General features: G+C 65.6%; 20 protein-coding genes. 14 read left to right on the top strand and 6 right to left on the bottom strand.

Annotation, left to right across the window (positions count from 1 at the left end):
* The first annotated feature begins 249 nt into the window (after positions 1–249).
* Positions 250–507 (top strand): type II toxin-antitoxin system Phd/YefM family antitoxin, encoded by a 258-nt coding sequence (locus BLU04_RS01000; RefSeq protein WP_093281080.1) that lies wholly within the window; start codon positions 250–252, stop codon positions 505–507.
* A complete protein-coding gene (locus BLU04_RS16185; RefSeq protein ID WP_157895007.1) occupies positions 494–973 on the top strand; it encodes a hypothetical protein in 480 nt (159 codons plus the stop codon). The genes BLU04_RS01000 and BLU04_RS16185 overlap by 14 nt, the downstream gene beginning before the upstream one ends.
* Here the strand turns inward: BLU04_RS16185 and thiD are convergent.
* Positions 876–1,694, bottom strand: a complete 819-nt coding sequence (gene thiD, locus BLU04_RS00995; protein WP_231964884.1) for a bifunctional hydroxymethylpyrimidine kinase/phosphomethylpyrimidine kinase — start codon at positions 1,692–1,694, stop codon at positions 876–878. The genes BLU04_RS16185 and thiD overlap by 98 nt on opposite strands.
* A 112-nt stretch (positions 1,695–1,806) precedes the next feature.
* On the opposite strand from thiD, the gene BLU04_RS00990 reads away from it, so the two are divergent.
* The 4 genes from BLU04_RS00990 (at position 1,807) to mnmE (ending at position 5,423) form a co-directional block, all read left to right on the top strand.
* Positions 1,807–2,205: an ApaG domain gene (locus tag BLU04_RS00990; protein WP_157895006.1), complete on the top strand. Its 399-nt coding sequence runs from the start codon at positions 1,807–1,809 to the stop codon at positions 2,203–2,205.
* A gap of 128 nt (positions 2,206–2,333) precedes the next feature.
* A complete protein-coding gene (locus BLU04_RS00985; protein WP_093281072.1) occupies positions 2,334–3,008 on the top strand; it encodes an aquaporin in 675 nt (224 codons plus the stop codon).
* Positions 3,009–3,206: 198 nt separating this feature from the next.
* Complete coding sequence (locus BLU04_RS00980) at positions 3,207–3,962, top strand: hypothetical protein (protein ID WP_093281071.1); 756 nt, start codon at positions 3,207–3,209, stop codon at positions 3,960–3,962.
* Positions 3,963–4,070: 108 nt separating this feature from the next.
* Positions 4,071–5,423 (top strand): tRNA uridine-5-carboxymethylaminomethyl(34) synthesis GTPase MnmE, encoded by a 1,353-nt coding sequence (mnmE, locus tag BLU04_RS00975; RefSeq protein WP_093281068.1) that lies wholly within the window; start codon positions 4,071–4,073, stop codon positions 5,421–5,423.
* Positions 5,424–5,429: 6 nt separating this feature from the next.
* Here mnmE and BLU04_RS00970 read toward each other — a convergent pair whose 3' ends face one another.
* Positions 5,430–6,044 (bottom strand): HD domain-containing protein, encoded by a 615-nt coding sequence (locus BLU04_RS00970; protein WP_093281065.1) that lies wholly within the window; start codon positions 6,042–6,044, stop codon positions 5,430–5,432.
* Between the two features lie 260 nt (positions 6,045–6,304).
* Here BLU04_RS00970 and BLU04_RS00965 point away from each other — a divergent pair, with 260 nt between their 5' ends.
* Together BLU04_RS00965 and BLU04_RS00960 are read left to right on the top strand one after the other, a co-directional pair.
* Positions 6,305–7,426, top strand: a complete 1,122-nt coding sequence (locus BLU04_RS00965; RefSeq protein WP_093281062.1) for a MotA/TolQ/ExbB proton channel family protein — start codon at positions 6,305–6,307, stop codon at positions 7,424–7,426.
* 158 nt (positions 7,427–7,584) lie between these two features.
* Positions 7,585–7,722: a hypothetical protein gene (locus tag BLU04_RS00960; RefSeq protein WP_197672990.1), complete on the top strand. Its 138-nt coding sequence runs from the start codon at positions 7,585–7,587 to the stop codon at positions 7,720–7,722.
* 810 nt (positions 7,723–8,532) lie between these two features.
* On the opposite strand, the gene BLU04_RS00955 is transcribed toward BLU04_RS00960, so the two are convergent.
* Together BLU04_RS00955 and gyrB are read right to left on the bottom strand one after the other, a co-directional pair.
* Positions 8,533–8,862: a hypothetical protein gene (locus BLU04_RS00955; protein ID WP_093281060.1), complete on the bottom strand. Its 330-nt coding sequence runs from the start codon at positions 8,860–8,862 to the stop codon at positions 8,533–8,535.
* A gap of 20 nt (positions 8,863–8,882) precedes the next feature.
* Entirely contained in the window at positions 8,883–11,450 is a 2,568-nt protein-coding gene (gene gyrB / locus BLU04_RS00950; RefSeq protein ID WP_093281057.1) for a DNA topoisomerase (ATP-hydrolyzing) subunit B, read from the bottom strand.
* A gap of 455 nt (positions 11,451–11,905) precedes the next feature.
* On the opposite strand from gyrB, the gene BLU04_RS00945 reads away from it, so the two are divergent.
* Positions 11,906–12,610 carry a response regulator transcription factor gene (locus BLU04_RS00945; protein ID WP_093281055.1) on the top strand — a complete coding sequence of 235 codons (705 nt, stop codon included), beginning with the start codon at positions 11,906–11,908 and terminating at the stop codon, positions 12,608–12,610.
* Between the two features lie 55 nt (positions 12,611–12,665).
* Positions 12,666–13,991, top strand: a complete 1,326-nt coding sequence (locus tag BLU04_RS00940) for an ATP-binding protein (protein ID WP_093281052.1) — start codon at positions 12,666–12,668, stop codon at positions 13,989–13,991.
* A gap of 55 nt (positions 13,992–14,046) precedes the next feature.
* On the opposite strand, the gene BLU04_RS00935 is transcribed toward BLU04_RS00940, so the two are convergent.
* Positions 14,047–15,048 carry an HDOD domain-containing protein gene (locus tag BLU04_RS00935; protein ID WP_093281050.1) on the bottom strand — a complete coding sequence of 334 codons (1,002 nt, stop codon included), beginning with the start codon at positions 15,046–15,048 and terminating at the stop codon, positions 14,047–14,049.
* Between the two features lie 118 nt (positions 15,049–15,166).
* On the opposite strand from BLU04_RS00935, the gene BLU04_RS16180 reads away from it, so the two are divergent.
* The 4 genes from BLU04_RS16180 to BLU04_RS00920 are packed head-to-tail and all read left to right on the top strand — an operon-like array spanning position 15,167 to position 17,977.
* Positions 15,167–15,679: a hypothetical protein gene (locus BLU04_RS16180; protein ID WP_157895005.1), complete on the top strand. Its 513-nt coding sequence runs from the start codon at positions 15,167–15,169 to the stop codon at positions 15,677–15,679.
* On the top strand, positions 15,616–16,335 hold the full coding sequence (locus BLU04_RS00930) for a 4'-phosphopantetheinyl transferase superfamily protein (RefSeq protein WP_157895004.1): 720 nt from the start codon (positions 15,616–15,618) through the stop codon (positions 16,333–16,335). The genes BLU04_RS16180 and BLU04_RS00930 overlap by 64 nt, the downstream gene beginning before the upstream one ends.
* Positions 16,332–16,934, top strand: coding sequence for a methyltransferase domain-containing protein (locus BLU04_RS00925; RefSeq protein WP_093281045.1), 603 nt, complete (start codon positions 16,332–16,334; stop codon positions 16,932–16,934). Before BLU04_RS00930 ends, BLU04_RS00925 begins: the two co-directional genes overlap by 4 nt.
* A 47-nt stretch (positions 16,935–16,981) precedes the next feature.
* On the top strand, positions 16,982–17,977 hold the full coding sequence (locus BLU04_RS00920) for a methyltransferase (protein ID WP_162274605.1): 996 nt from the start codon (positions 16,982–16,984) through the stop codon (positions 17,975–17,977).
* 322 nt (positions 17,978–18,299) lie between these two features.
* Here BLU04_RS00920 and carB read toward each other — a convergent pair whose 3' ends face one another.
* Positions 18,300–21,533 carry a carbamoyl-phosphate synthase large subunit gene (gene carB, locus BLU04_RS00915; RefSeq protein WP_093281040.1) on the bottom strand — a complete coding sequence of 1,078 codons (3,234 nt, stop codon included), beginning with the start codon at positions 21,531–21,533 and terminating at the stop codon, positions 18,300–18,302.
* Positions 21,534–21,760 lie beyond the last annotated feature (227 nt).

The raw sequence follows: 21,760 nt of genomic DNA, 5'->3' as shown, positions 1-21,760 counted from the left end.
TTTTAATCCAGTTCCGAGACGAGGCGCCGCCAACGCGCGTCCGCCTAGCTAAGGCCCTCAGAACAGGAGGTTCCAGGAGGGGCGAAGCCCCTCTTGGGCTATAAAGCGGATCGCCTCCAGCTGTACAGGGTTGACCGCGCAAGTCCCGAAGGGCATCCCCCATCCCGCGCCCCCTTTTCCTCAAAAAAAGCCACACCTCCCACCACAGAGCGTCTTGACAGCAGAAATAGAATTCTACATAGTTTCATCATGGAAACTATGTATTCCGTCACCGAGGCCCAGGCGAAGCTCCCGCAGCTTCTCCGCGACCTCGCCGCGCACGACGCCCCCGTCGCCCTCACCCGGCATGATCGCGCCGTGGCCTATCTTGTCTCCAAGGACCAGCTCGAGGCGCTCTACGAGACCATCGAGATCCTCGGCAATCCCGCCGCGATGAAGGCGATCCGGGATCATGAGGCGGGCAAGGGCAAGTGGTATCCCCTCTCGGTCCTCGATGAGCTCGATTGAAGTCAGGCTGCGGGAACAGGTCGTCGACTTCCTCCGGCGGCTCCCGCCCGATCCGCGTCACCGGATGCGCGAGGCGATTCGCAACCTGAGGGAGGAGAAGGGTGAGACCAAGGCCCTGCAAGGCGAACTCGAAGGCTACCATCGCCTCCGTGTCGGGAGCTACAGGGTCATCTATCAATACGAGGTGGAAAACGGACGCCGCATCATCGGCTGCGTTTTCGCCGAACGCCGTTCCACGATCTACGACCTCTTCATCGACATGGTCTCCGACCGCCTCCGCGAGAAGCGAATGGGCGAGCCCGAGGTCGTCGACAAGGCCGCTCCAGCGAAGGGAAAGCCCTATCGGATTCCGCGTGCCCCGAAGGAAGCTACTCCGCCGAAGAAACGAAGTGGTTCAAAAGCTGATAAGGCTTCCCCGCCCCGTCCTGCCCGTACAAAAACCGCCCCCCGATCGCCCGGGAAATAAAGCGTTTCCCCGCCGCCACCGCCTCCGGTAGCGCGACGCCCCGCGCCAGTCCTGCGGCCACGGCGGCGGAGAACGTGCAGCCGGTGCCGTGCGGGTTCACCCCCGCAAGCATCGGCGCGAGATAATGGCGTTCCTCCGTGCCGTCATGGAGGATATCGATCGCCTCCTCGCCGCGCAGGTGACCCCCCTTCACGAGGAAGGGGACGCCGAAGCGGAGCGCCAGTTCCCGCGCCGCTTCGCGAAGCGATTCGGGATCGGTGATCTTTTTTCCCCCTCCGAGGAGGAGTTCCGCCTCGTCCCGGTTCGGCGTCACCAGCGCGGCGTGGGGGAGGAGGCGCGTCCTCAAGGTCTTGATCGCCTCGGGCTTCAGCAGCACGGCCCCGCTGCTGGCGACCATCACCGGATCGATCACGAGGGGGACGCGGGCGAGCTTGGCGGCGAGCGTCGCGGCGACCGTCTCGATGATCTCCGTCGAGTAGAGCATCCCCGTCTTCACCGCCGCGACGGGATAGGCCTCTGCCGTCAGCGCGATCTGCTCCGCGACCGAGGCGGGCGGCAGCGCGTCGATCCGCGAGACGCGGCCCGGATGCTCGGCGACGACGCAGGTCACCGCCGTCGTCCCGAAGAGGCCGAAGGCGGCGAACGTCTTGAGATCGGCCTGGAGGCCCGCGCCTCCGCTGTTGTCCGATCCGGCGATGGTGAGGGCGACGGGGGCGGGCAAGGCGGGACGATCTTCCAGCGCTGTCTGTAGGTAAATATGCTTTGCTGAAATCTGCATTGATGCGGACATGGTTTGTTTTGCCTTTTACGAAAATCCCGTTTTAAAATCCGACGTGCCGGTTGCCCTCCGAGAACTCCCCGAAGTGCGCGTCGCCCTCGACCGCCTTGAACTCAGCACCGTATTCGACGGGACCCCGGAACGTCCCTACGCCTTCATCTACCATATTACGATTCACAACGAATCGGAAGAAATTGTGACATTGAAGGGCCGGAAGTGGGTCGTCCGCGACACGCGCGACGAGGTCTCCATCCACGAAGGCGACGGCGTCGCCGGGGAATTCCCCCGCCTCGCCCCCGGAGAGAGCTTCCACTACAGCAGCTACCACCTCGTCTCCGGCAGCAGCAGCGCCGAGGGCGCCTACCTCGCCTCCGGCGAGCGGGGCGAGGGCTTCCTTATCCGGATTCCCCGGTTCATGATGGAAGTCCCCGGTGCCGTCCAGGTCCGCGCCTAGGCGCCCCCTTCCGGCCTCCCTGCGGGCCGTTTTCCCCTCCGCCGCCCGCCCTTTCCCCTGGGGAATGAGGGAAAATGGTCATTGCCACACCCTGGGATTCTCCCTAAAACTTAAGGTTCCTAAACTTGATGAAGGCTTACATTGCTGAAGCGATTGGCACCTTTGCTCTGACATTCGTCAGCATCGGGGCGATATCCAATCAGCCGTTTGGGGGCGACCTGCTATTGGTCTCCCTCGCATACGGGCTGACGGTCGCCGTATTTGTCTCCGCGACAGCAGCCATCTCAGGCGGGCAACTGAATCCAGCCATCACATTGGGCGTCTGGCTTGCGGGTAAGATCCGCGGCCCCGAAGCGCTCCGATACTGGATTGCCCAGCTTACGGGAGCCGTCCTTGCCGGCTTCGCCGCCAAATATCTTTTTGGCGACGTCGCGGTATTGAAGGGCACCCCCACGCTTCAGGTCACGTGGTTCCAGGGTTTTTTCCTGGAAGCCATAACGACGTTTTTCCTGGTCTTCGTCGTCTTCGGTACCGCAGTCGATTCCCGCGCCCCCCGTCTGGGTGGCTTGGCGATCGGCCTGACCGTGACGCTCGGCGTTCTTGCCGCCTTCCCCCTGACGGGCGCGGCGATGAACCCCGCGCGCGTCTTCGGTCCGGCCATCGCGTCGGGTTCCCTGCGCTCCTGGGCGGCGATCGTCGAACACTTCGTTTATTGGCTCGGACCACTGGCTGGAGGCGCTGCGGGAGGTTATCTCTACGGACGCTACCTGATTCAGCCGGAGGACACGAGACGGAGCAGCTAAACGAACGAGAACGAAACGACGCGTCGCGACTACCGACGACGCGAGAGAGAGCGCGGGGATTCCTCCCGTGCCGTCGCCCCTTCCGGGCGGACGGCCCTTCCCGCCTCGGTTTCCCGTTCCCCTCCTCCCCATCCTGACCTGCGGCTTGAGAGAGGGCTTTGAAAAAGGCCTTCATCCAACACAAGAAAACATAAGACAATGAGTTCCGATTATTCCCCCCGTTCCGGTGGTCGCCGGCGTCGTCGCGGCGGTCGCGGCAATCAGGCCGGTCAGGGCGCCCAGGGCGGCGGCCGTTCCCACAGCTTCAACAAGGACAGCGCCCCCCGCGAAGGCGGCAAGCGCGACGGTGCCAAGACCGGCGGCGGCCTCTGGTGCAAGATCAAGAGCCTCTTCGGCCTTGGCAAGAAGAAGGACGCCCGTTCCAGCGAGCCCCGCGCTCCCCGTTCCGAGCATCCCACCCTCCGCCGCGCCGAAGAGCAGAAGCAGCGCGAGCCCCGCGGTGAGCGTGGCGAACGTTCCGAACGCGGCCCCCGCCAGCCCCGCGAGGAGCGTGCCCCCCGCCAGCCGCGCGAAGAGCGCGAGCCGCGTGAGCCCCGCGCCCCCCGCAACGCCGAGCCGCAGAAGACCGAGCTGGAAGAAGCCAACCCCGATGCGGTGACGATTCCCCGCCTCTACATCGGCAACCTGGCCTACGAGACCGCCGAGAGCGACATCTTCGACCTCTTCTCCAAGGTCGGCAGCGTCCGCAACGTCGAGCTCGTCATGGACCGCCGCTCGAACCGCTCGAAGGGCTTCGGCTTCGTCGAGATGGCCGACCTCGAGGTCGCCAAGAAGGCCGTCGTTACCCTCCACCGTTCCGACTTCATGGGCCGCCAGCTCATCGTCAGCGGTGCCAAGTCCGAGCGCCGCATCGAGGCCGCCCCTGTCACCCAGGAGCTCCCCCCGATCGAGTAAGCCTTTCGGCGTCTCCACGCTGAATTCCAAAAACCGCGTCCCGCAAGGGGCGCGGTTTTTTCGTTTCCGGTTTGAAGCCGTCGGGAAACCGGAGGAGACTGGGAGGGAATGTCCCCCGACACGATCATCGCCCCCGCCACGCCGCCCGGCACCTCGGCCCTCGCCCTGATCCGCGTCTCGGGGCCGGAGGCCCGCGCCGTCGTCGGGACGCTGCTGCGGAAGCCGGTGCCGTGGCAGCCCCAGCGGGTTTATTACCGGGAGCTCTTCTCTCCCGCCGACGGCAGCCTCCTCGACGAAGTCGTCCTGACGTTCTGGCAGGCCCCCCATTCGTTCACGGGGGAAGACCTCGTCGAGGTCTCGTGCCACGGCAATCCCCTCCTCGTCTCGCGCCTCCTCGCGGCCTGCCTCGCCTTCGGGCCGGAGGTCCGTTCCGCCCGCGCCGGGGAATTCGCCCGCCGCGCCTTCCTCAACGGGAAGATCGACCTCACCCAGGCCGAGGCGATCGGCGACCTCCTCGCCGCCGGGACCGACCGTGAGATCGCCGGGGCCCAGGCAATGCGGGCGGGCCGCCTCGGGGAGCGGATCGGCGGCGTCCGGGAACGGATCATCGACCTCCTCGCGAACCTCGAGGCCTGGATCGATTTCCCCGACGAGGATATCTCCCCCGAGACCGGGGCCGCCTTCGCCGCCCGCGTCCGGGAGGCCGAGGCCGAGGTCGCCCGCCTGATCGCCACCGCCCCGCTGGGCCGCATCCTGCGGCAGGGCATCCCCACCGCCCTCGTCGGCGCGCCGAACGCGGGGAAATCGAGCCTCTTCAACGCCCTCCTCCGCGAGGACCGCGCCATCGTCTCCCCCATCCCGGGGACGACGCGCGACGTGATCGAGACCGAGGCCCGCGTCGGCTCCCTCCGCCTCCGCCTCCTCGACACGGCGGGCCACCGGGAGACCGGCGACGCCGTCGAGGCCGAGGGCGTCCGCCGCGCCCACCGCGCCGCCGAGGGGGCCGACCTCATCCTCCACCTCTTCGAGGCCTCGGTGCCGCGCGAGGCCCGCGACTTCCCGATGCCCGCCGAGGGCCTTCATCCCGGGCAGGTCATCCTCCCCGTCGCCACGAAGGCCGACCTCGGCATCGCGCCGGAGAACGAGGACTACCTCGCCGTCTCCGTCGTCACCGGCGCGGGCCTCGACCAGCTCGCCCGACGGATCGAAGTCCTCCTCCTCGGCGCGAATCTTTCGGAGAACGACGACCCGCTCACCGTCAACACGCGCCAGGAGGGTGCCCTGCGCGCGGCCCAGGCGGCCTTTGGGAAGGCTTTGGAGGGGCTCGGGGCCTCGCACCCGCCCGAGCTCACCAGCCTCGCCCTGCGCGAAGCGGCAGCGGCCTTGGCCGCCGTCGTCGGGGAGACGACGAACGAGGATGTGCTCGACGCGTTGTTCTTGAAGTTTTGTATCGGGAAGTAGGGGCCGTCACGCCAGCCATCCCTGCGCCTCCGCCCAATCGATCTGGCGCACGATTTCCTCCCACAGCCCCGGGAATGCCTTGCCGATCTTGGCGTTGCGTTCCAGCACCTGCGCCTTCGTCACGCCGTGCTCCCGCCAGGTGATTCCCTCGGTGTGGAGGTTCTGGAGGAGGGCCGCCATCCGGTCGAGGGCCTGGGCGGCTTTCGACTCGGCGCTCTCTCCGGCCTCGAACTCGTCCCACCACGCCCGCAGCTCGGCGGCCTGGTCGGCGGGGAGGAGGGGGAAGAGGCGGGCGGCGGCGGCGAGTTCCCGCTCGGCCTTCGAGGCGTTCCCCGCCGTGTCGTAGATGAAGGTGTCCCCGGCGTCGATCTCGATGATGTCGTGGACGAGGACCATTTTGACGATCTTCCCGAGATCGAGCGGGACGGGGGAATGCTCCGCCAGCACCACGGCGAGCATCGCGAGATGCCACGAGTGCTCGGCCGAGTTCTCCCGCCGCCCGATCGTGCCGTCCCGCGTCGTGACGACGCTCTGCCGGAGGATCTCCTTCAGCTTGTCGATCTCGGCGAGGAAGGCGATCTGGCGGACGAGGCGGGGGGAGGAGAAAACGGGTGAGGGCATGCGGGGACGGTAGGGTGAAGAGGAACTTTTGAAAAGAAGAGGGCCACTTCGGTTCCCTCATCTCTCCCCAGGCCATGGCATCCCATCGAGGTTAGATTCAGCGGAGTAGAGCGGGCTTATGGGAGACAGGCCTTTTGGGTTGCGCCTTACATGCACCAAGGCCTATCAGACCGGAGGGGAACTATCCGTCCTCGTGCTGGCGCATCGAAGCGGTTTCAACTCTTGTCCTGAATACGGATTCGACCTAAACAAAACTACCCGTGAGCGATCCTGCCGACACCCCGACTCTCAGCGCCCTCCTCCCCGCGCGGGAAACCTTCGGGGACCTCTGGCTTCACGCGGGGCCGACGGCGTGGATCTCCCTTCTCCTCCTCGCCGGGACGACGGCGCTGGCCGTCGAGTGCCTCCTCCGCTTCCGTTCCCGCAGCATCGTCCCGGAGGAGGAATGGAACCATCTGCGCGCCCTCCTGGCGGCCGGCTGCCACGAGGAGGCCCTCGCCTATTGCCGCCCCCGCAGCTCCTTCCTCTGCGCCGTCGCCGAGACGGTGATCGAGATGGAGGTCTCCCCCCGTCCCTCCGATCCCGCCGCGAAGGCGGAGCGGCTCGAGGAGGCGTGCCGCCGCCAGTCGTCCCTGGCCTGCCGCCCCCTCCTCCTCTTCTCCCTCATCGGCGTCCTCGCCCCCCTCATCGGCCTCACCGGCTCCGTCGTCGGGATCATGCGCGCCTTCGCGGGCTTCGCCGGGGCGGGCGAGGAATCGTCCCTCGTCCCGCTCGCCGGATCGATCGGCCCCGTCCTCACCTCGACGGCCTGCGGCCTCCTCGCCGCGATTCCCGCCTTCGTCGCCTACTACGTCTTCCGCGCGCGGGCCGACCGGGTGCTGATGACGGCGGAGGGCGCCGCCTTCGACCTCTTCCCCGCGCTCCCCCGCACCTACCGCGCCCAATCGCTGCGCCGCCGCTACGACGAGGACCGCGAGTTCGGCCTGCAGATCGCCCCCCTCATCGACCTCCTCTTTGTTCTCCTCCTCTTCTTCATGGTGATCGCGGCGGGCCGCGGCGCCGAATCGGAGCTCTCCCTCCGCCTCGCCGGGCCGGCCTCCGCGAGCGCGAAGGCGAAGCTCGCCGAGAACGCCGCGGCGGTCCGCATCGAGATCGACGCGACGGGACAGGTCTTCCTCAACCGCATGCCGATCGACGCGGCGACCGATCCCGCGCTCCCCGCGTTGAGAAAAAGATTGGGCGAAATTTTCGGCAAGAATTCGGACGCGCCGGTCGTCCTGATCCCGAACGCAAAAGCCAAGCAAAATCGTGTCATCGATGTCCTCCAAGCCTGTGAATCCGCGGGTGCGCGGCATATTGCCTTTGGCGTACCGGTTCAGTAGGATTGTGAACAAGTAGTGCCGCGGACGAACAGGCGGCGGACCGTAATTTCTCATCCGCTGCGATTAATCGCCGACCGAAGAAGTGAATTTAATAAAATAATTCTTGCCTATTTTATTCTCTTTTTCTTATATACCTGCCCATGGCTACCAAACCTGCTGTGAAGAAGACCGTTGCTAAGAAACCCGCCGTCAAGAAGGTCGTTAAGGCCGTCAAGAAGGTCGTCAAGAAAGTCGCCCCCGCGAAGAAGGCCCCTGCGAAGAAGGCCCCCGCGAAGAAGGTTGTTAAGAAGAAGTAAATCTTCTTTCTCTTCACTTCAGGACTCGTCCCCGGCTTGCCGGGGCGAGTCTGAAAAGTGGGTGGAATAAGATTCGTTTCTTTTTAATAAATTCTGGGATTGCCGGGGAAGCGGTCAGCGTTGCAAAACGCCGATTGCTGTTCTTGTCCAATCAAACCAAATTACCTCATTTGGGGTAGGGTGGGTGTCCGCTGGTTCTACCGGTCGGATATGATTGGTGTCTCGAAAAGAGTTTGTCCGGGATTCTTTTGAATCCCATTCGGGTTCCTTTCGGGTGTCGGCGGCTCATCGATTTTTGATCGATGGGCGTTCGGGTGACGCTACGGTTCGTTTTCGGGTTTCTCCTGAAACGCGAAAATGGACTTAAACGAGTGTCGCTCGCTTCAAATTCCCTTTTTTGACTCTCCGGGTTTCCCGGCTTCCGCTCATTGAGTTGAACGGCGTCTTCAGCTTTCTTCTTTTCCTCGATTTTCGAGGGGAAGAAGAAGCTCTCATTTTCCTCCCAGCCGCCTCTCCTTGAGGGGGCCGGGAACACTCCTCCCGCGCCTCTCCGCACCCAGTGCGTCGAGGGGAGCGGTCGAGCTCGTCCTTGCCGCTCTAAAAGGCGCTCCGGCTTCGTCCGCACTCGGACGCATTGTTCCTCCCAAGCGGACAAGGGATCTAGCGGACGATATCCAACGGGAAGCGATCTCCGCTCCGGGGCGCAATGAAATAACGGCTTCCTTCCGGTGGTACCACCGGCTACCGGCTGCGATCCCTCCGGGACCGGACCCTATAAGGAAGATCGGGCTCTCAAGCAGCGTAAGGCTTCTACGCCCCCTCGGCCGCCGGCGGAATCCCCTTCAGGATCTCTTCCGCCTGCGCGATCTGTTCCAGGATGTTCTCCTGTTCCCGCTCCAGGTCGGCATGGACCCGCTTCATCGCGGCGATGTAGACCCGGACGGCTTCCTCTTCGGAGCGGGGGATCGGGTCGATCCCCTTCACGAGGATCTTCTTGGCCACGAGGTTGCCGGGGAGGAAGACCCCCTCGGCCATGTGGACGATCTTCTCCGTCTGATGGAGGATGGGAATGGTCTTGATGGTGATGCGGCGACCCGCATCGCTGACCATATAAAGGACCTGGTTCCCTCCGTCAGGCATTGCCCTGGATGGTTGAGCGGTTAGACGTCGAGGTTCCGCACGTTGAGGGCGTTATCTTCGATGAACCGGCGACGCGGTTCGACCTCGTCCCCCATCAGCTTGGTGAAGATGTCCTCGGCCTCGATGGCGTCGGTGATGTCGACCTTGAGGAGACGGCGCTTGAGCGGGTCCATCGTCGTCTCGAAGAGCTGCTTCGGGTTCATTTCCCCGAGACCCTTGAATCGCTTGATCTCAAGGCCGTTCCGGCCGACTTCCTTGATCGAGTCGAGGATGTCGGCGATCGAGAAGAGGGCCTTGCGGCGCTGGTTCTCGCCGCTGCCTTCGAGGAGCTCGTAGAGGGGCTGGTCCTGCGCGGAGTAGTGCTCGATGTCGAGGCCCTTCAGCGAGAGGCGGTGGAGGATCTCGGCGACGGCCTTGCTCTCGTGCAGCTCGACGTGGATGAAGCGGCGGCGGGGCTTGTCCGATTTCTCGGCCTTTTCCGGCTTGGCGGCGGCGGCCTCCTCGCCCTCGGCGGGGACGACGGGGGCGGGCGCGCCGAAGATCTGGAGGTCGGCGTTCTCCTCGGCGAAGCGGGCGAGGTCGCCCTCGCCGTGGAAGTAGAGGACCGATTCCTCGTTCCCCGCCCGGATCTTTACCAGGTGCTTCGGGAGATCGACGTGGCTCCCGGTGTGGGTGCCGGCCTCGATGTAGGCGTTGAAGTCGCCGCCGTGGCGCTCGATCGCCTTCTTGAACTTGTCGAGCGACTCGAGGAGGTCGAGTACCTCGGTGAGGTGCTTCTCGCTGAATTCCTTATTCGCCTTGAGGTCGACGATCTTCACCTCGCCGGCGCCGAGGCCGATGAGCATCCGGTTCAGTTCCTGGTCGTTGTCGACGTACTGTTCCTTCTTCTTGCGGGTGACCTGGTAGAGGGGCGGCTGGGCGATGTAGATGAAGCCCTTGCGGACGAGCTCCGGCATCTGGCGGAAGAAGAACGTCAGCAGCAGCGTGCGGATGTGCGAGCCGTCGACGTCCGCGTCGGTCATGATGATGATCTTGTGGTATTTCAGCCGCTCGATCTGGAACGCGCCCTCGCCGTCGCCGTTGCCGATGCCGGTGCCGATCGCGGTGATCAGCGTCCGGATTTCGTCGTTCTGGAGGACCTTGTCGAGGCGGGCCTTCTCGACGTTGATGATCTTGCCCTTGATCGGGAGGATCGCCTGGTATTGCCGGTTGCGGCCCTGCTTCGCGGAGCCGCCTGCGGAATCGCCCTCGACGATGAAGACTTCGGAGTCTTCCGGGTTGCGGCTGGAGCAGTCGGCCAGCTTGCCGGGGAGGCCGCCGCCGGTGAGGGCCGACTTGCGGACGACCTCGCGGGCCTTGCGCGCGGCCTCGCGGGCGCGGGAGGCGGTGAGGCCCTTCTCGACGACTTTCTTCGCGACGGCCGGGTTGGCGTCGAAGAACGACATGAGGGCCTCGTAGATGCACGAGGCGACGACGCCCTCGACCTCGGTGTTGACGAGCTTCACCTTCGTCTGGGACTCGAAGCTCGGGTGGGGATGCTTCAGCGAGAGGACGCAGACGAGGCCCTCGCGGACGTCGTCGCCGGTGATGGCGGGATCCTTGTCCTTGATGAGGCCGTTCGACTTTGCGTACTGGTTGATCGAACGGGTCAGCGCGGTGCGGAAGCCGGAGAGGTGGGTGCCGCCGTCGGGGTTCGGGATCCCGTTCGTGTAGCAGAGGATCTGGTCGGTGAAGCCGTCGTTGTATTGAAGGACGCAGTCGAGGATGATCTCGTCCCGCTCCTTGGCGACGACGATCGGCTTCGGGTGGATCGGCTGGCGGTTCTTGGCGAACTCCTTGACGAATTCCTCGATGCCGTTCTTGAAGAGGAACCGCTCGAAGCGGCCCGCGCCCTCGGGGGCGATTTCGCCCTCGCCGTGGGAGCCGGGGATGGCGGCGGCCCGCTCGTCGCCGAGGATGATCTCGAGGCCGGGGTTGAGGAAGGCGAGCTCGCGGAGGCGGTTCGCCAGCAGCTCGAACTTGAATTCGAGGGTGATCGTGAAGATCTCGGCGTCGGGCTTGAAGGTGATCTGGGTGCCGGTGGTCTTCGACTTGCCGATGACCTCGAGCTTCTTCACCGTCTTGCCCTGGGCGAAGGTGATGAGGTAGACCTTCCCGTCGCGCGAGATCTCGCACTCGAACCACTCGGAGAGGGCGTTGACGCACTTCGCGCCGACGCCGTGGAGGCCGCCCGAATACTTGTACGCGCCCTGGCCGAACTTGCCGCCCGCGTGGAGGTTCGTCAGCACGAGCTCGACGGCGGGCATCTTGAACTCGGGCTTGATGTCGACCGGGATGCCGCGCCCGTCGTCGCGGATCGTGATCGAGCCGTCGACGTGGACGGTCACCTCGATCTTCTTGCAGAACCCGGCGAGGTGCTCGTCGATCGAGTTGTCGATGACCTCGAAGACGCAGTGGTGGAGGCCCCGTTCGTCGGTGTGGCCGATGTACATCCCGGGCCGCTTCCGGACGGCCTCCAGACCTTCGAGTTTGGTGATTTTCGACGCATCGTAGACGTCGCTGGGAGTGGTGAGAACAGGTTCGGCCATAGGGAAGGGGCAAGCTTGCCGAAAGGCCTTCCCGGCGACAACCGAAAACCACCCCAAACCCCTGAAAAAACACTGAAAAACCGGCCTGAAAACCGGGCCGGGCCGCCCCGGCCTCCTCTCTTTTGGGTTTCCCTGTAAAAAGGGGGAAATAGAGGGGGAAAAAGGAGGAAAACCGGGGTCTTGGTCTCTTTTTTTGAACGAAACGGGATTTGCGGCATCTATTCCTTCAGCATTGTTTGCTAGAGCGGGTGTCCGGTTTTCTCTGCCTACCCGAAGAGTCAGCGGCTTTCTGGCCTCTGTCTCTGTTTTCTCCTTCCGGACATCCGCTTTTTTATTTCCCGTTCCTTCTCTGTGCCGGTCCTCTCGCGATGCGGCTTCCCTCTTTAGGACTTGCCAGTCTCCAGAGGTAACGGGCATAAGTTGGTTCTCCAACCGGTTCGCCCTTTCCTCCCTACATGAGTAGCCCGAGTGCTAAAAAAATCTTGGTAGTCGATGACGAAGCCGATGTTCTCGATCTGGTTTGCATGAACCTGCGGGCCGCCGGATACGCCGTTTCCGCCGCCGAGAACGGCGCGATCGCCCTCCAGAAGGCCAAGGCGGAGAAGCCCGACCTCATCGTCCTCGACCTCATGCTGCCCGAGATGAGCGGCCTCGAGGTCTGCAAGGCGCTGAAGAAGGAAGACACCACCGCCGCCATCCCGATCATCATGGTCACGGCGAAGACCGAGGAGGTCGACCGCATCGTCGGCCTCGAGCTCGGCGCCGACGACTACGTCGCGAAGCCTTTCAGCCCCCGCGAGCTCGTCCTCCGGGTGAAGTCGGTCCTCCGCCGCGGCCAGGAGAAGCCCCCCGAGGAGGAGCCCCTCACCCTCGGCGACCTCTTCCTCGACCGCTCCCGTCACGAGGTGACGGTGAAGGGGAAGGCCATCGAGCTGACGGCGACCGAATTCAAGCTCCTCGCCGTCCTCATGGAACGGCGGGGCCGCGTCCAGGGCCGGGAACGGCTCCTGAACGACGTCTGGGGTTACGAGAGCGTGATCGACACCCGCACCGTCGACACCCATGTCCGCCGCCTCCGGGAGAAGCTCGGCCGCGCCGCCTCCTACATCGAGACGATCCGGGGCGTCGGCTACCGCATCCTCGGCGAGAGCGCCTCCTAGGGCTGGCTGACCGCCGGTCCATTCCAAGGCCAAGGCCGCAGCAAGGGATCCCCCCATGGACGCCGCCTCCTTCCTCGGTTATCTCCTTTTCACCCTCTGCGTCGGCGGGGTCGTCTGGTTCGGCGTCCACCGGCGCTGGATCGTCCCGGCCCGCCGCCTGGAGGCGACCCTCGTCGCCCTCGCCGAGGGGCGGAAGCCGGGGTCGCTCCGCCACGGCCATTCGTCTTCGGTGCCCCAGTCGTTCCTCCGGATCGCCAACGCGCTGGAGCAGCTGACCGACCGCTACCGCCACATCGCGGAGCAGGGGGCGCAGGAGGAGAAGAACCTCCGGGCGATCCTCCTCGGCATGGTCGAGGGGGTCCTTGTCATCGACGCCCACCACCGGATCCGCGAGGCGAACGCCGCCTTCTGCCGCCAGTTCGGCGTCCGGGGGAATCCCGCCGGGCGGAGCGTCCTCGAGGTGATCCGCGTCGCCGAGGTCCACACGCTGGTCGGGGAGACCCTCCAGACCGGCGAGCCCCGGGAACGGGAAATCGTCTTCCACTCCGCCGGGCCGGAGGAGCCGCCCCGGTTCTTCGACATCAGCGCCGTCCCCGTCGACCGGGGCGAGGGGCGCGAGGTCGTCGCCATCTTCCACGACATCTCCCGGCTGAAGCAGCTGGAGGAGGTCCGCCGGGAATTCGTAGCGAACGTCTCCCATGAGCTCCGCACCCCGCTCTCGATCTTCCGCGGGTACCTGGAGACCCTGATGGATCATCCCGACCTCCCGCGCAGCGAGGTCGACCGGGTCCTCGCCACGCTGATGCGCCACTCGACGCGGCTCAACGCCCTCGTCGACGACCTCCTGACCCTCGCCCGGCTCGAGTCGCGCCGCCTCGCCCTCGATCCCGTCTCCCTCCGCATCGGGCCGTTCCTCCAGAACGTCGTCGACGACTTCCAGGAGAAACTCGCCGACAAGAAGATGACCGCCGCGATCGTCCTCCCGGCGAACGCCGGTCCCGGCGAGGTGCCCGCCATCGAGTTCGATCCCTCCCGGCTGGAGCAGGTCTTCTTCAACCTCCTCGACAATGCGATCAAGTATTCGGGCGAGGGGAGCGCCATCACCCTCCGCGTCGTCGTCGAGCCGGAGCGGGAATGCCTCCGCATCGAGGTCGCCGACCGGGGGCCGGGCATCCCGCCCGCCGACCTGCCCCACATCTTCGAGCGTTTCTACCGCGTCGACAAGGCCCGCAGCCGCGACATGGGCGGGACGGGGTTGGGTCTTTCCATCGTGAAGCATATCGTGCAGATGCACGCGGGAGAGGTCTGGGCGGAGAGCAAGTATGGGGAGGGGACGACGATCGTGCTGCGGCTGCCGTTGTCGAGGGGGGAGGAGGGGTAGGGGAGTGCGGTTCGGCCAAGCGCACGCGTCCCATCGCGGGCGAAGCCGAAGCGGCTTACGCCAGGAACACCGCGCCGACCTGATACGCCCGATCCAACTCTTCCTCGGCGATGGCGCGGAACTCGGGCTTCTTTCCGTAGCGGTCGAGCCAGTCCCATTCGGGGCCGCTCAGGACTTCTTCCGGGGCGAGGCCGGTGCTGCGGCCGCCGATGGGGAGGGAGATGTCGTCGGCCAGGCGGTCGCAGAGGAAAAGGAGGACGGCGAGCAGGGTCTCGCTTTCCTCGGGCTTCTTCAGCGTGGCGGCGTCGGGAAGGGAAAGGGGATGGTGGTGGGCGGCGACGGCGTTGACGACCCGCGCGGGGAGGTGGGACTTCGCGCAGATCAGCGAGGAGGCGTCGGCGTGGCTGAAGGAGAAGACCTCCTTCTCCGCCTGCTCCAGCGGCACCTCGTTCGGGCTTTCCAGCACGGCGCGGAACTCGTCGGGGAAGAACGAGGCGAGCATCAGCCAGCCCGTGTCGTGGAGCATCCCGGCGAGGTATTCCGATCCCGTCGTCTTGAAATACTTCCCGGCGATCCGCTCGACGAACTGGGCGGAGAAGACGTTGCGGATCCAGAAATGTTCCCAACCGGGCGGCATCTCCATCTTGGAAAAGCGTTCGATGATCTGGGCGCTGAAGACGAACTGGCGGAGCCGCGCATAGCCGAACTGGAGGACGGCCTCCTTCGTCGTCGAGGAGGTGCCGCCGTACAGGGGGGAATTCGCGATGCGGAAGACGCGGGCCGTCAGCGCGGGATCGAGGGCGATCACCTCGGCGCATTCGTCGAGGGTGCTGTCGGGGGAACGGATCAGCTGCCAGAGGCGCCCGAGGGGGCTCGCCGCCGAGGGGAGGATCGCCTCCTCGCTCTCCATGAGGTCGAGGAAGCAGTCGCGGAAGAGCTGCTGCTGGGGCGAGGCGGCCCGGCCGGGAAGCTGGTAGGCGACGGTGACCGACGCGGCCTCGGATGGGAGCGAAGGCGCGGGCGGCGTCTGGGTGGGGTCCTCGGCGGGCATCGGCATTCAGCGTACCTCATCGGCCATGGGGGAAGGCGATTCTTTTTTGATTCTTTTTGGAGCTAAAATGTCACCCGCAACCGCTTGCCGGATCGGCCCGGCAATCGTAGGATGGCCCTCCCCCATGACCGCCTCCCGCCGTTCCGACCCGATTCCCGACGAACGCCCGCTGGCCTCCATCGCCATCGGCGGCACCCTCGATCCCGAGGCCCTCGCCGCCCTGCTGCGGGCCTGCGACCGGGCCGCGGCCTCCCTCCTCCCCGACGGCGCCATCCCCGACGAGATCGACATCATCGAGCTCCTCAGCCAGAAAAAAAAGGCGAGCCTCGTCCTCCACAGCCGCAAGGTGACCGGCGGCGGCGACCTCGCGACGCTGGAACGCTTCTGCCAGCGGGCCGACCTCACCTACCGCCGCGTCACCCGGGGCGGGGCGATGGCCGACACCACGGAATCGTTCTGGAAGCCGGGCATGATCCTGCCCCATAAATTCCAGATCAATGCCCGGACCGGCGATATCCTCTATCCGATGACCTTTCTCCTCGCCTTGCGGAACCAAAAGGTCAACCTGAACGAGTGGGTTCTCTCCTTCCAAGACAATTTTCCGACCGAGATCCCGCCCCTCGTCCTGACCTCCTGACGATCGCCAACGGGGAGCCCCTCGTCTGGGCCGTTCCGCTGCCGACGGCCGACGTCGAGAGCGTCGAGGTGGAGGAGGGGACCCTTTCCGGCGCCGAGCGGGAGCGGGCGTCCGCCTTCGCCGATCCGGCGGGGCGCGCCCGCTACGTCGTCACCCGCCTCGCCCTCCGCCGCCTCCTCGGCGGCCTCCTCGCCATCGGCCCCGCCCGGATCGCCCTCGGGACGGCCCCCGGCGGCAAGCCGATCCTCCTCTCCGAGACCGAACGCCGCATCGAATTCAACTACGGCCACACCGACGGCCTCGCCCTCATCGCCGTCGCCGAGGGGCTCCCCATCGGCATCGACGTGGAGCGCGCCGGACGGCGGCGGGGCGATTGCAAGGCGATCGCCACCCGGTTTTTTTCCAACGAGGAACGCCGGTTCTTCGAGCAGCTCCCCGACGAGGCGACCTTCCTCTCCCTCTGGACCCGGAAGGAGGCGGTGCTGAAGGCACTCGGCACCGGCCTGGCCGGGGGGCTCGACACCTTCTCCGTCGTCGGCGAGGGGCGGTGGCTCGACGAGGTCGAATGCGGCGGGAACTTCTACCGGATGCGGGCCCTCGCCGCGCCCGACGGTTACGAGGCGGCGCTGGCGAGCCGCACGGAACGGAGGCGATGAGTTCAAGCCCGAGTCCGACCGACTGGCAGGCGCGCTACGAGGCCGCCGACACGCCGTGGGACAAGGGCGTCGCCGCGCCCCCGCTCGTCGATTATCTGGCGCGGCATCCGATGTCGGGCTCGATCCTGGTGCCCGGCTGCGGGCGGGGGCACGAGGTCCGCGCCTTGGCCGCCGCGCCCGGGGCCCGGGTCACCGGGCTCGACCTCGCGCCGACGGCGGTCGAGCAGGCGCGGGGGGCCTCAGCGGGAATGACGGAGCGCCCCTGTTTCCTGGAGGGCGATTTCCTTCATCCGATGCCGGCAGAATGGGGCGGGCCGTTCGATTGGATCGTCGAGCATACGTGCTTTTGCGCCATCCTTCCCTCGGAGCGCCCCGCGTATGCGCGGGCGACGGCGGCGCTGCTGAGGCCGGGCGGCAAGCTGTTCGCGATTTTCTACATGACCCCCGGCCACGACGACGGGCCGCCCTTCGGAAGCGCCCCGGAGGAACTCGACGGGCTCTTCTCACCCGTTTTCCGCCTGCTTGAGGAATGGGTGCCGACGACGGCCTTCCCGGGGCGCGAGGGCCGGGAACGGGTCCGGATTCTCGAGCGGCAATGAGAGGCGCGGGCCTCGCTCCCGACTTTTAAGCTTTTCGTCCGGGGCGGGTGGTCTTCAATCGGCGGATGATCGCCATCGCCCTCGCCTACGCCCTGGAGCAAACCGCCGCCCCCCGCGGACGGACGCTGTGGCTCTACGGCGAGCCTCTGCCCGACTACGCCCCCGCCGATGTCTACCATCCCCGGAAGAACTTCGCCGAGGCCCTGCAGAAGAAGGGCCATCGCGTCGTTTCCGACGTCGCCGAGATCGGGCGCGATTACGACGCGGTCTTCGTCACCTGCCCCCAGCAGCACGAGGAGGTCGAGGGACTGCTGGCCCTGGCGCTCGACCGGTCCCGGGGCTTCGTCATGGCGGTCGCCCCGAACGATGCGGGCGGCACCCGGCTGCGCGGCATGCTGGAGGCGTTCGGCGTCCCGGTGGAGAGCGTCGGCAAGAGCCATTGCCGGGTCGCCTGGACCGGCGCCGCGCCCGAGGCCGACCGGCAGAAGGTGGAGGCCGCGCAGCTCCATCTCGCGTTGCGCCCCCTCGTTCTCGGCGGGCGGGAATGGTGGACCGTGCCGGGGATTTTCGGCTGGGACCAGCTCGATCCCGGAAGCCGCTTGTTGATGGATCATCTTCCCGACGACATCTCGGGGCGAGTCGCCGACTTCGGTTGCGGCTTCGGTTACCTTTCGGCGCGGCTGGCGCGGGATCATCAGGGAATCCGCCAGATCGACGCCTTTGACATCGATCAGCGCGCCGTCACCTGCTGCGCCCGAAACAACGGGGAGAAGGTCAACGCCGTGTGGGACGACCTGCGGAGCCGGAAGGTGGAGGCGATCTATAATACGGTCGTGATGAACCCGCCATTCCATTCCGGGAAGGGAACCGACCTCGGCCTCGGCCAACTCTTCATCCAGAAAGCCTGGGAAAGCCTGCGCCCGCGCGGCCGCCTCTTCCTGGTCGCCAATCAACATCTGGCCTACGAGAAAGTGGTCCCGGGCCTGACCCTCGTGAAACTGGGCGGGGCGTATAAGATCCTGACGACTCGGGCGGAGGGCTAAGGCGATAATGGAGAGACCTATTTCTTTGGTTCTTCTCCCCGTGCTCTCTCTCCCAATAGGAGTCTAGGCGTATTGGTACCGCTACCCCTTCAGTACGTACCCTCGGACGCTCGGGAAGCAGCGGATTTTAATCCAGTTAAGAGACAAGGCGCCGCCAAAGCGCGTCCGCCTAGTTCAGGCCCTTCGAGGGGGAGGTTCGAGGAGGGGCGAAGCCCCTCTTGGGCTATAAAGCGGGTTACATCCACCTGTACAGGGTCGACCCCGCCCGCCCCAAAGGGCGCTTTGAAAGACGGCGCTATCTCAAGCTCGCTTGTTTATCGGACTACTTTCTATCAGGAATCCCGTGATACTCTTGGATGGACTTCACCGTCAGCGGCTTCACCTGCAGCGTCTCAATCGCCAACGCCGCAGCCTGCGCGGCGGCAAGCGTCGTGATGACGGGGACCCGGGCGTTAAGTGACGTCGTGCGGATGCGGACTTCGTCGACCCGCGCCACCTTCCCCGCCGGGGTGTTGATGACGAGGGCGATCTCGCCGTTCTTCAGCATGTCGAGGACGTTGGGGCGGCCTTCGGAGACTTTATGGAGGCGGGTGCAGGTGACGCCCGCGTTCGCCAGGGCGTCGCCGGTGCCGCCGGTGGTGTAGACGGTGAAGCCCGATTTCACGAGGCTCCGGGCGACCTCGACGGCGGCGGGCTTGTCGGCGTCGCGGACGCTGACGAAGACGTTGCCCTTCTTCGGCAGGGTCGAGGAGGCGGCCATCTGGGTCTTGGCATAGGCGAGGGCGTAGTCGGCGTCGATGCCCATGACTTCGCCGGTCGATTTCATCTCGGGCCCGAGGAGGATGTCGACGCCGGGGAAGCGGTTGAAGGGAAGGACGGCTTCCTTCACCGAGTAGTGCGAGGGGATGACTTCCTTGAGGAAGCCGAGTTCCTTCAGCGTCTTCCCGGCCATGATCTGCGCGGCGAGCTTCGCCAGCGGGACGCCGATCGCCTTGCTGACGAAGGGGACGGTGCGGCTGGCGCGGGGATTGACCTCGAGGACGTAGACCTTCTCGTCCTTCACGGCGAACTGGACGTTCATCAGGCCGCGGACATTGAGCTCCTTCGCCATCGAGATGGTGGCCCGGCGGATCTCGGCGAGGACTCCCTCGGAGAGGTTCCGCGAGGGGATCATGCAGGCGCTGTCGCCGGAGTGGACGCCCGCCTGCTCGATGTGCTCCATGATCGCGCCGATGACGGCGTCGGTGCCGTCGGCGATGCAATCGACGTCGACCTCGGTGGCGTCGTTGAGGAAGCGGTCGATGAGGACCGGCTTCTCGGGAGAGGCGGCGACGGCGTTGCGCATGTAGTAGCGCAGCTCCTCGTCGCTGTAGACGATCTGCATGGCGCGGCCGCCGAGGACGAAGGAGGGACGGACGAGGACGGGGTAGCCGACCTTCGTGGCGCCCGCGATCGCCTCCTCCTCGTTCGAGGCGATGGCGCTCGGCGTCTGGAGGAGGCCGAGCTTGGTGAGCATCTCGGAGAAGAGCTTCCGGTCCTCGGCGCGGTCGATCGACTCGACCGAGGTGCCGATGATGTTGACGCCGTTGGCCTGGAGCCCGGCGGCGAGGTTCAGCGGCGTCTGGCCGCCGAACTGGACGATGACGCCCCAGACCTTCTCGCGCTCGTAGATGCTGAGGACGTCCTCGAGCGTGAGGGGCTCGAAGAAGAGCTTGTCGGAGGTGTCGTAGTCGGTCGAGACGGTCTCGGGGTTCGAGTTGACCATGAGGGTCTCGAAGCCGAGGTCCTTCAGCGAGAAGGCGGCGTGGACGCAGCAGTAGTCGAACTCGATGCCCTGGCCGATGCGGTTCGGCCCGCCGCCGAGGATCATGATCTTTTTCTTGTCGTCCTTGCCGACGCGGGCCTCGTCGTCGAGGCGGTCGTAGCTGGAGTAGAAGTAGGGGGTGTAGGCCTCGAACTCGGCGGCGCAGGTGTCGACGAGGCGGTAGGCGGCGACGAGGCCGATGCTCTTCCGGCGGGCGCGGATCTCGGCCTCGGTCTTGCCCCAGATCGCGGCGATCTGGCGGTCGGAGAAGCCGTTCTCCTTCGCGCTGGTCAGCGCGGCGTCGCTCTGGTCGGCGGCGAGGGCCTTCTCCTCGTCGACGATGGCCTGGAGGTGTTCGAGGAACCAGGGATCGATCTTCGTGACGGCGTGGATCTTCTCGACGCTCCAGCCCGCCAGGAAGGCGTAGCGGAGATAGAGGACGCGCTCGGCGTTCGGCGTGGCGAGCTTCGCCTGGATCTCGTCGACGGGGGGAATCGTGGTGCAGCCGAGCTTGCCGCCGCCGAAGCCCCATGCGCCGATTTCGAGGGAGCGGAGGGCCTTCTGGAACGATTCGCGGAAGGTGCGGCCGATGGCCATCGCCTCGCCGACGCTCTTCATCGCCGTGGTGAGGGTGACGTCGGTGCCGACGAATTTCTCGAAGGCGAAGCGGGGGATCTTCGTGACGACGTAATCGATCGTCGGCTCGAAGCAGGCGGGGGTCTCGCGGGTGATGTCGTTGCGGATCTCGTCGAGGGTGTAGCCGACGGCGAGCTTCGCCGCGATCTTGGCGATGGGGAAGCCGGTCGCCTTCGACGCGAGGGCCGAGGAGCGGGAGACGCGGGGATTCATCTCGATGACGATCATCCGGCCCGTGACGGGATCGACGCTGAACTGGATGTTCGAGCCGCCGGTCTCGACGCCGATCTCCCGGATCACGGCGAACGAGGCGTCCCGCATGATCTGGTATTCCTTGTCGGTGAGGGTCTGCGCGGGGGCGACGGTGATGCTGTCCCCGGTGTGGACCCCCATCGGGTCGAAGTTCTCGATGGAACAGATGATGACGCAGTTGTCGGCGCGGTCGCGCATGACTTCCATCTCGTATTCCTTCCAGCCGAGGAGCGATTCCTCGATCAGGATCTCGGAGACGGGGGAGAGGGCGATGCCGTTCGCGGCGATGGCCTCGAACTCCTCCTTGTTGTAGGCGATGCCGCCGCCCGTGCCGCCCATGGTGAAGGCGGGGCGGATGATGAGGGGATAGCGGCCGATCTTCTCCGTCGCGATCTTGCGGGCCTCCTCCATGTTGTGCGCCGTGCCGGAGAGGGGGACGTCGAGGCCGATCTTCAGCATCGCGTCCTTGAAGAGCTGCCGGTCCTCGCCCTTGCGGATCGCGTCGGCGTTCGCGCCGATCATCTCGACGTTGTATTTTTCGAGGACGCCGGAGTGGAAGAGGGACATCGCCGTGTTCAGCGCCGTCTGGCCGCCGAGCGTGGGGAGGAGGCAGTCGGGGCGCTCGCGCTCGATGATCTTCTCGACGATCTCGGGGGTGATCGGCTCGATGTAGGTCCGGTCGGCGAACTCGGGATCGGTCATGATCGTCGCCGGGTTGCTGTTCACCAGGATGACGCGATAGCCTTCCTCACGCAGGGCCTTGCAGGCCTGGACGCCGGAATAGTCGAATTCACAGGCTTGGCCGATGATGATGGGGCCGGAGCCGATCAGGAGGATCGACTTGATATCGGTGCGTTTGGGCATGGGAAAAACAGCTGAAAGTGGTGGTATTCTGAAAAAATCGCGAGTCCTATGGTACTAGGGGCCGCATTCCGGGCCTGCAAGGCTGAATCTGTGACGTTCTGGGTGCGATGTAAGGTGTTGATGGATAGATACAAAGAGGTGCTTTAAGAAGCGTCTCCTCTTCGCTTCCACAAGCCCTAGGACGCGTGATTCCTCCCAAGCGTTTCTCTCCCAATAGGAGTCAGGGC

The organism is Verrucomicrobium sp. GAS474 (assembly GCF_900105685.1).
Lineage (GTDB): Bacteria > Verrucomicrobiota > Verrucomicrobiia > Methylacidiphilales > GAS474 > GAS474.
This window is presented reverse-complemented; position numbering and strand designations above follow the sequence as displayed.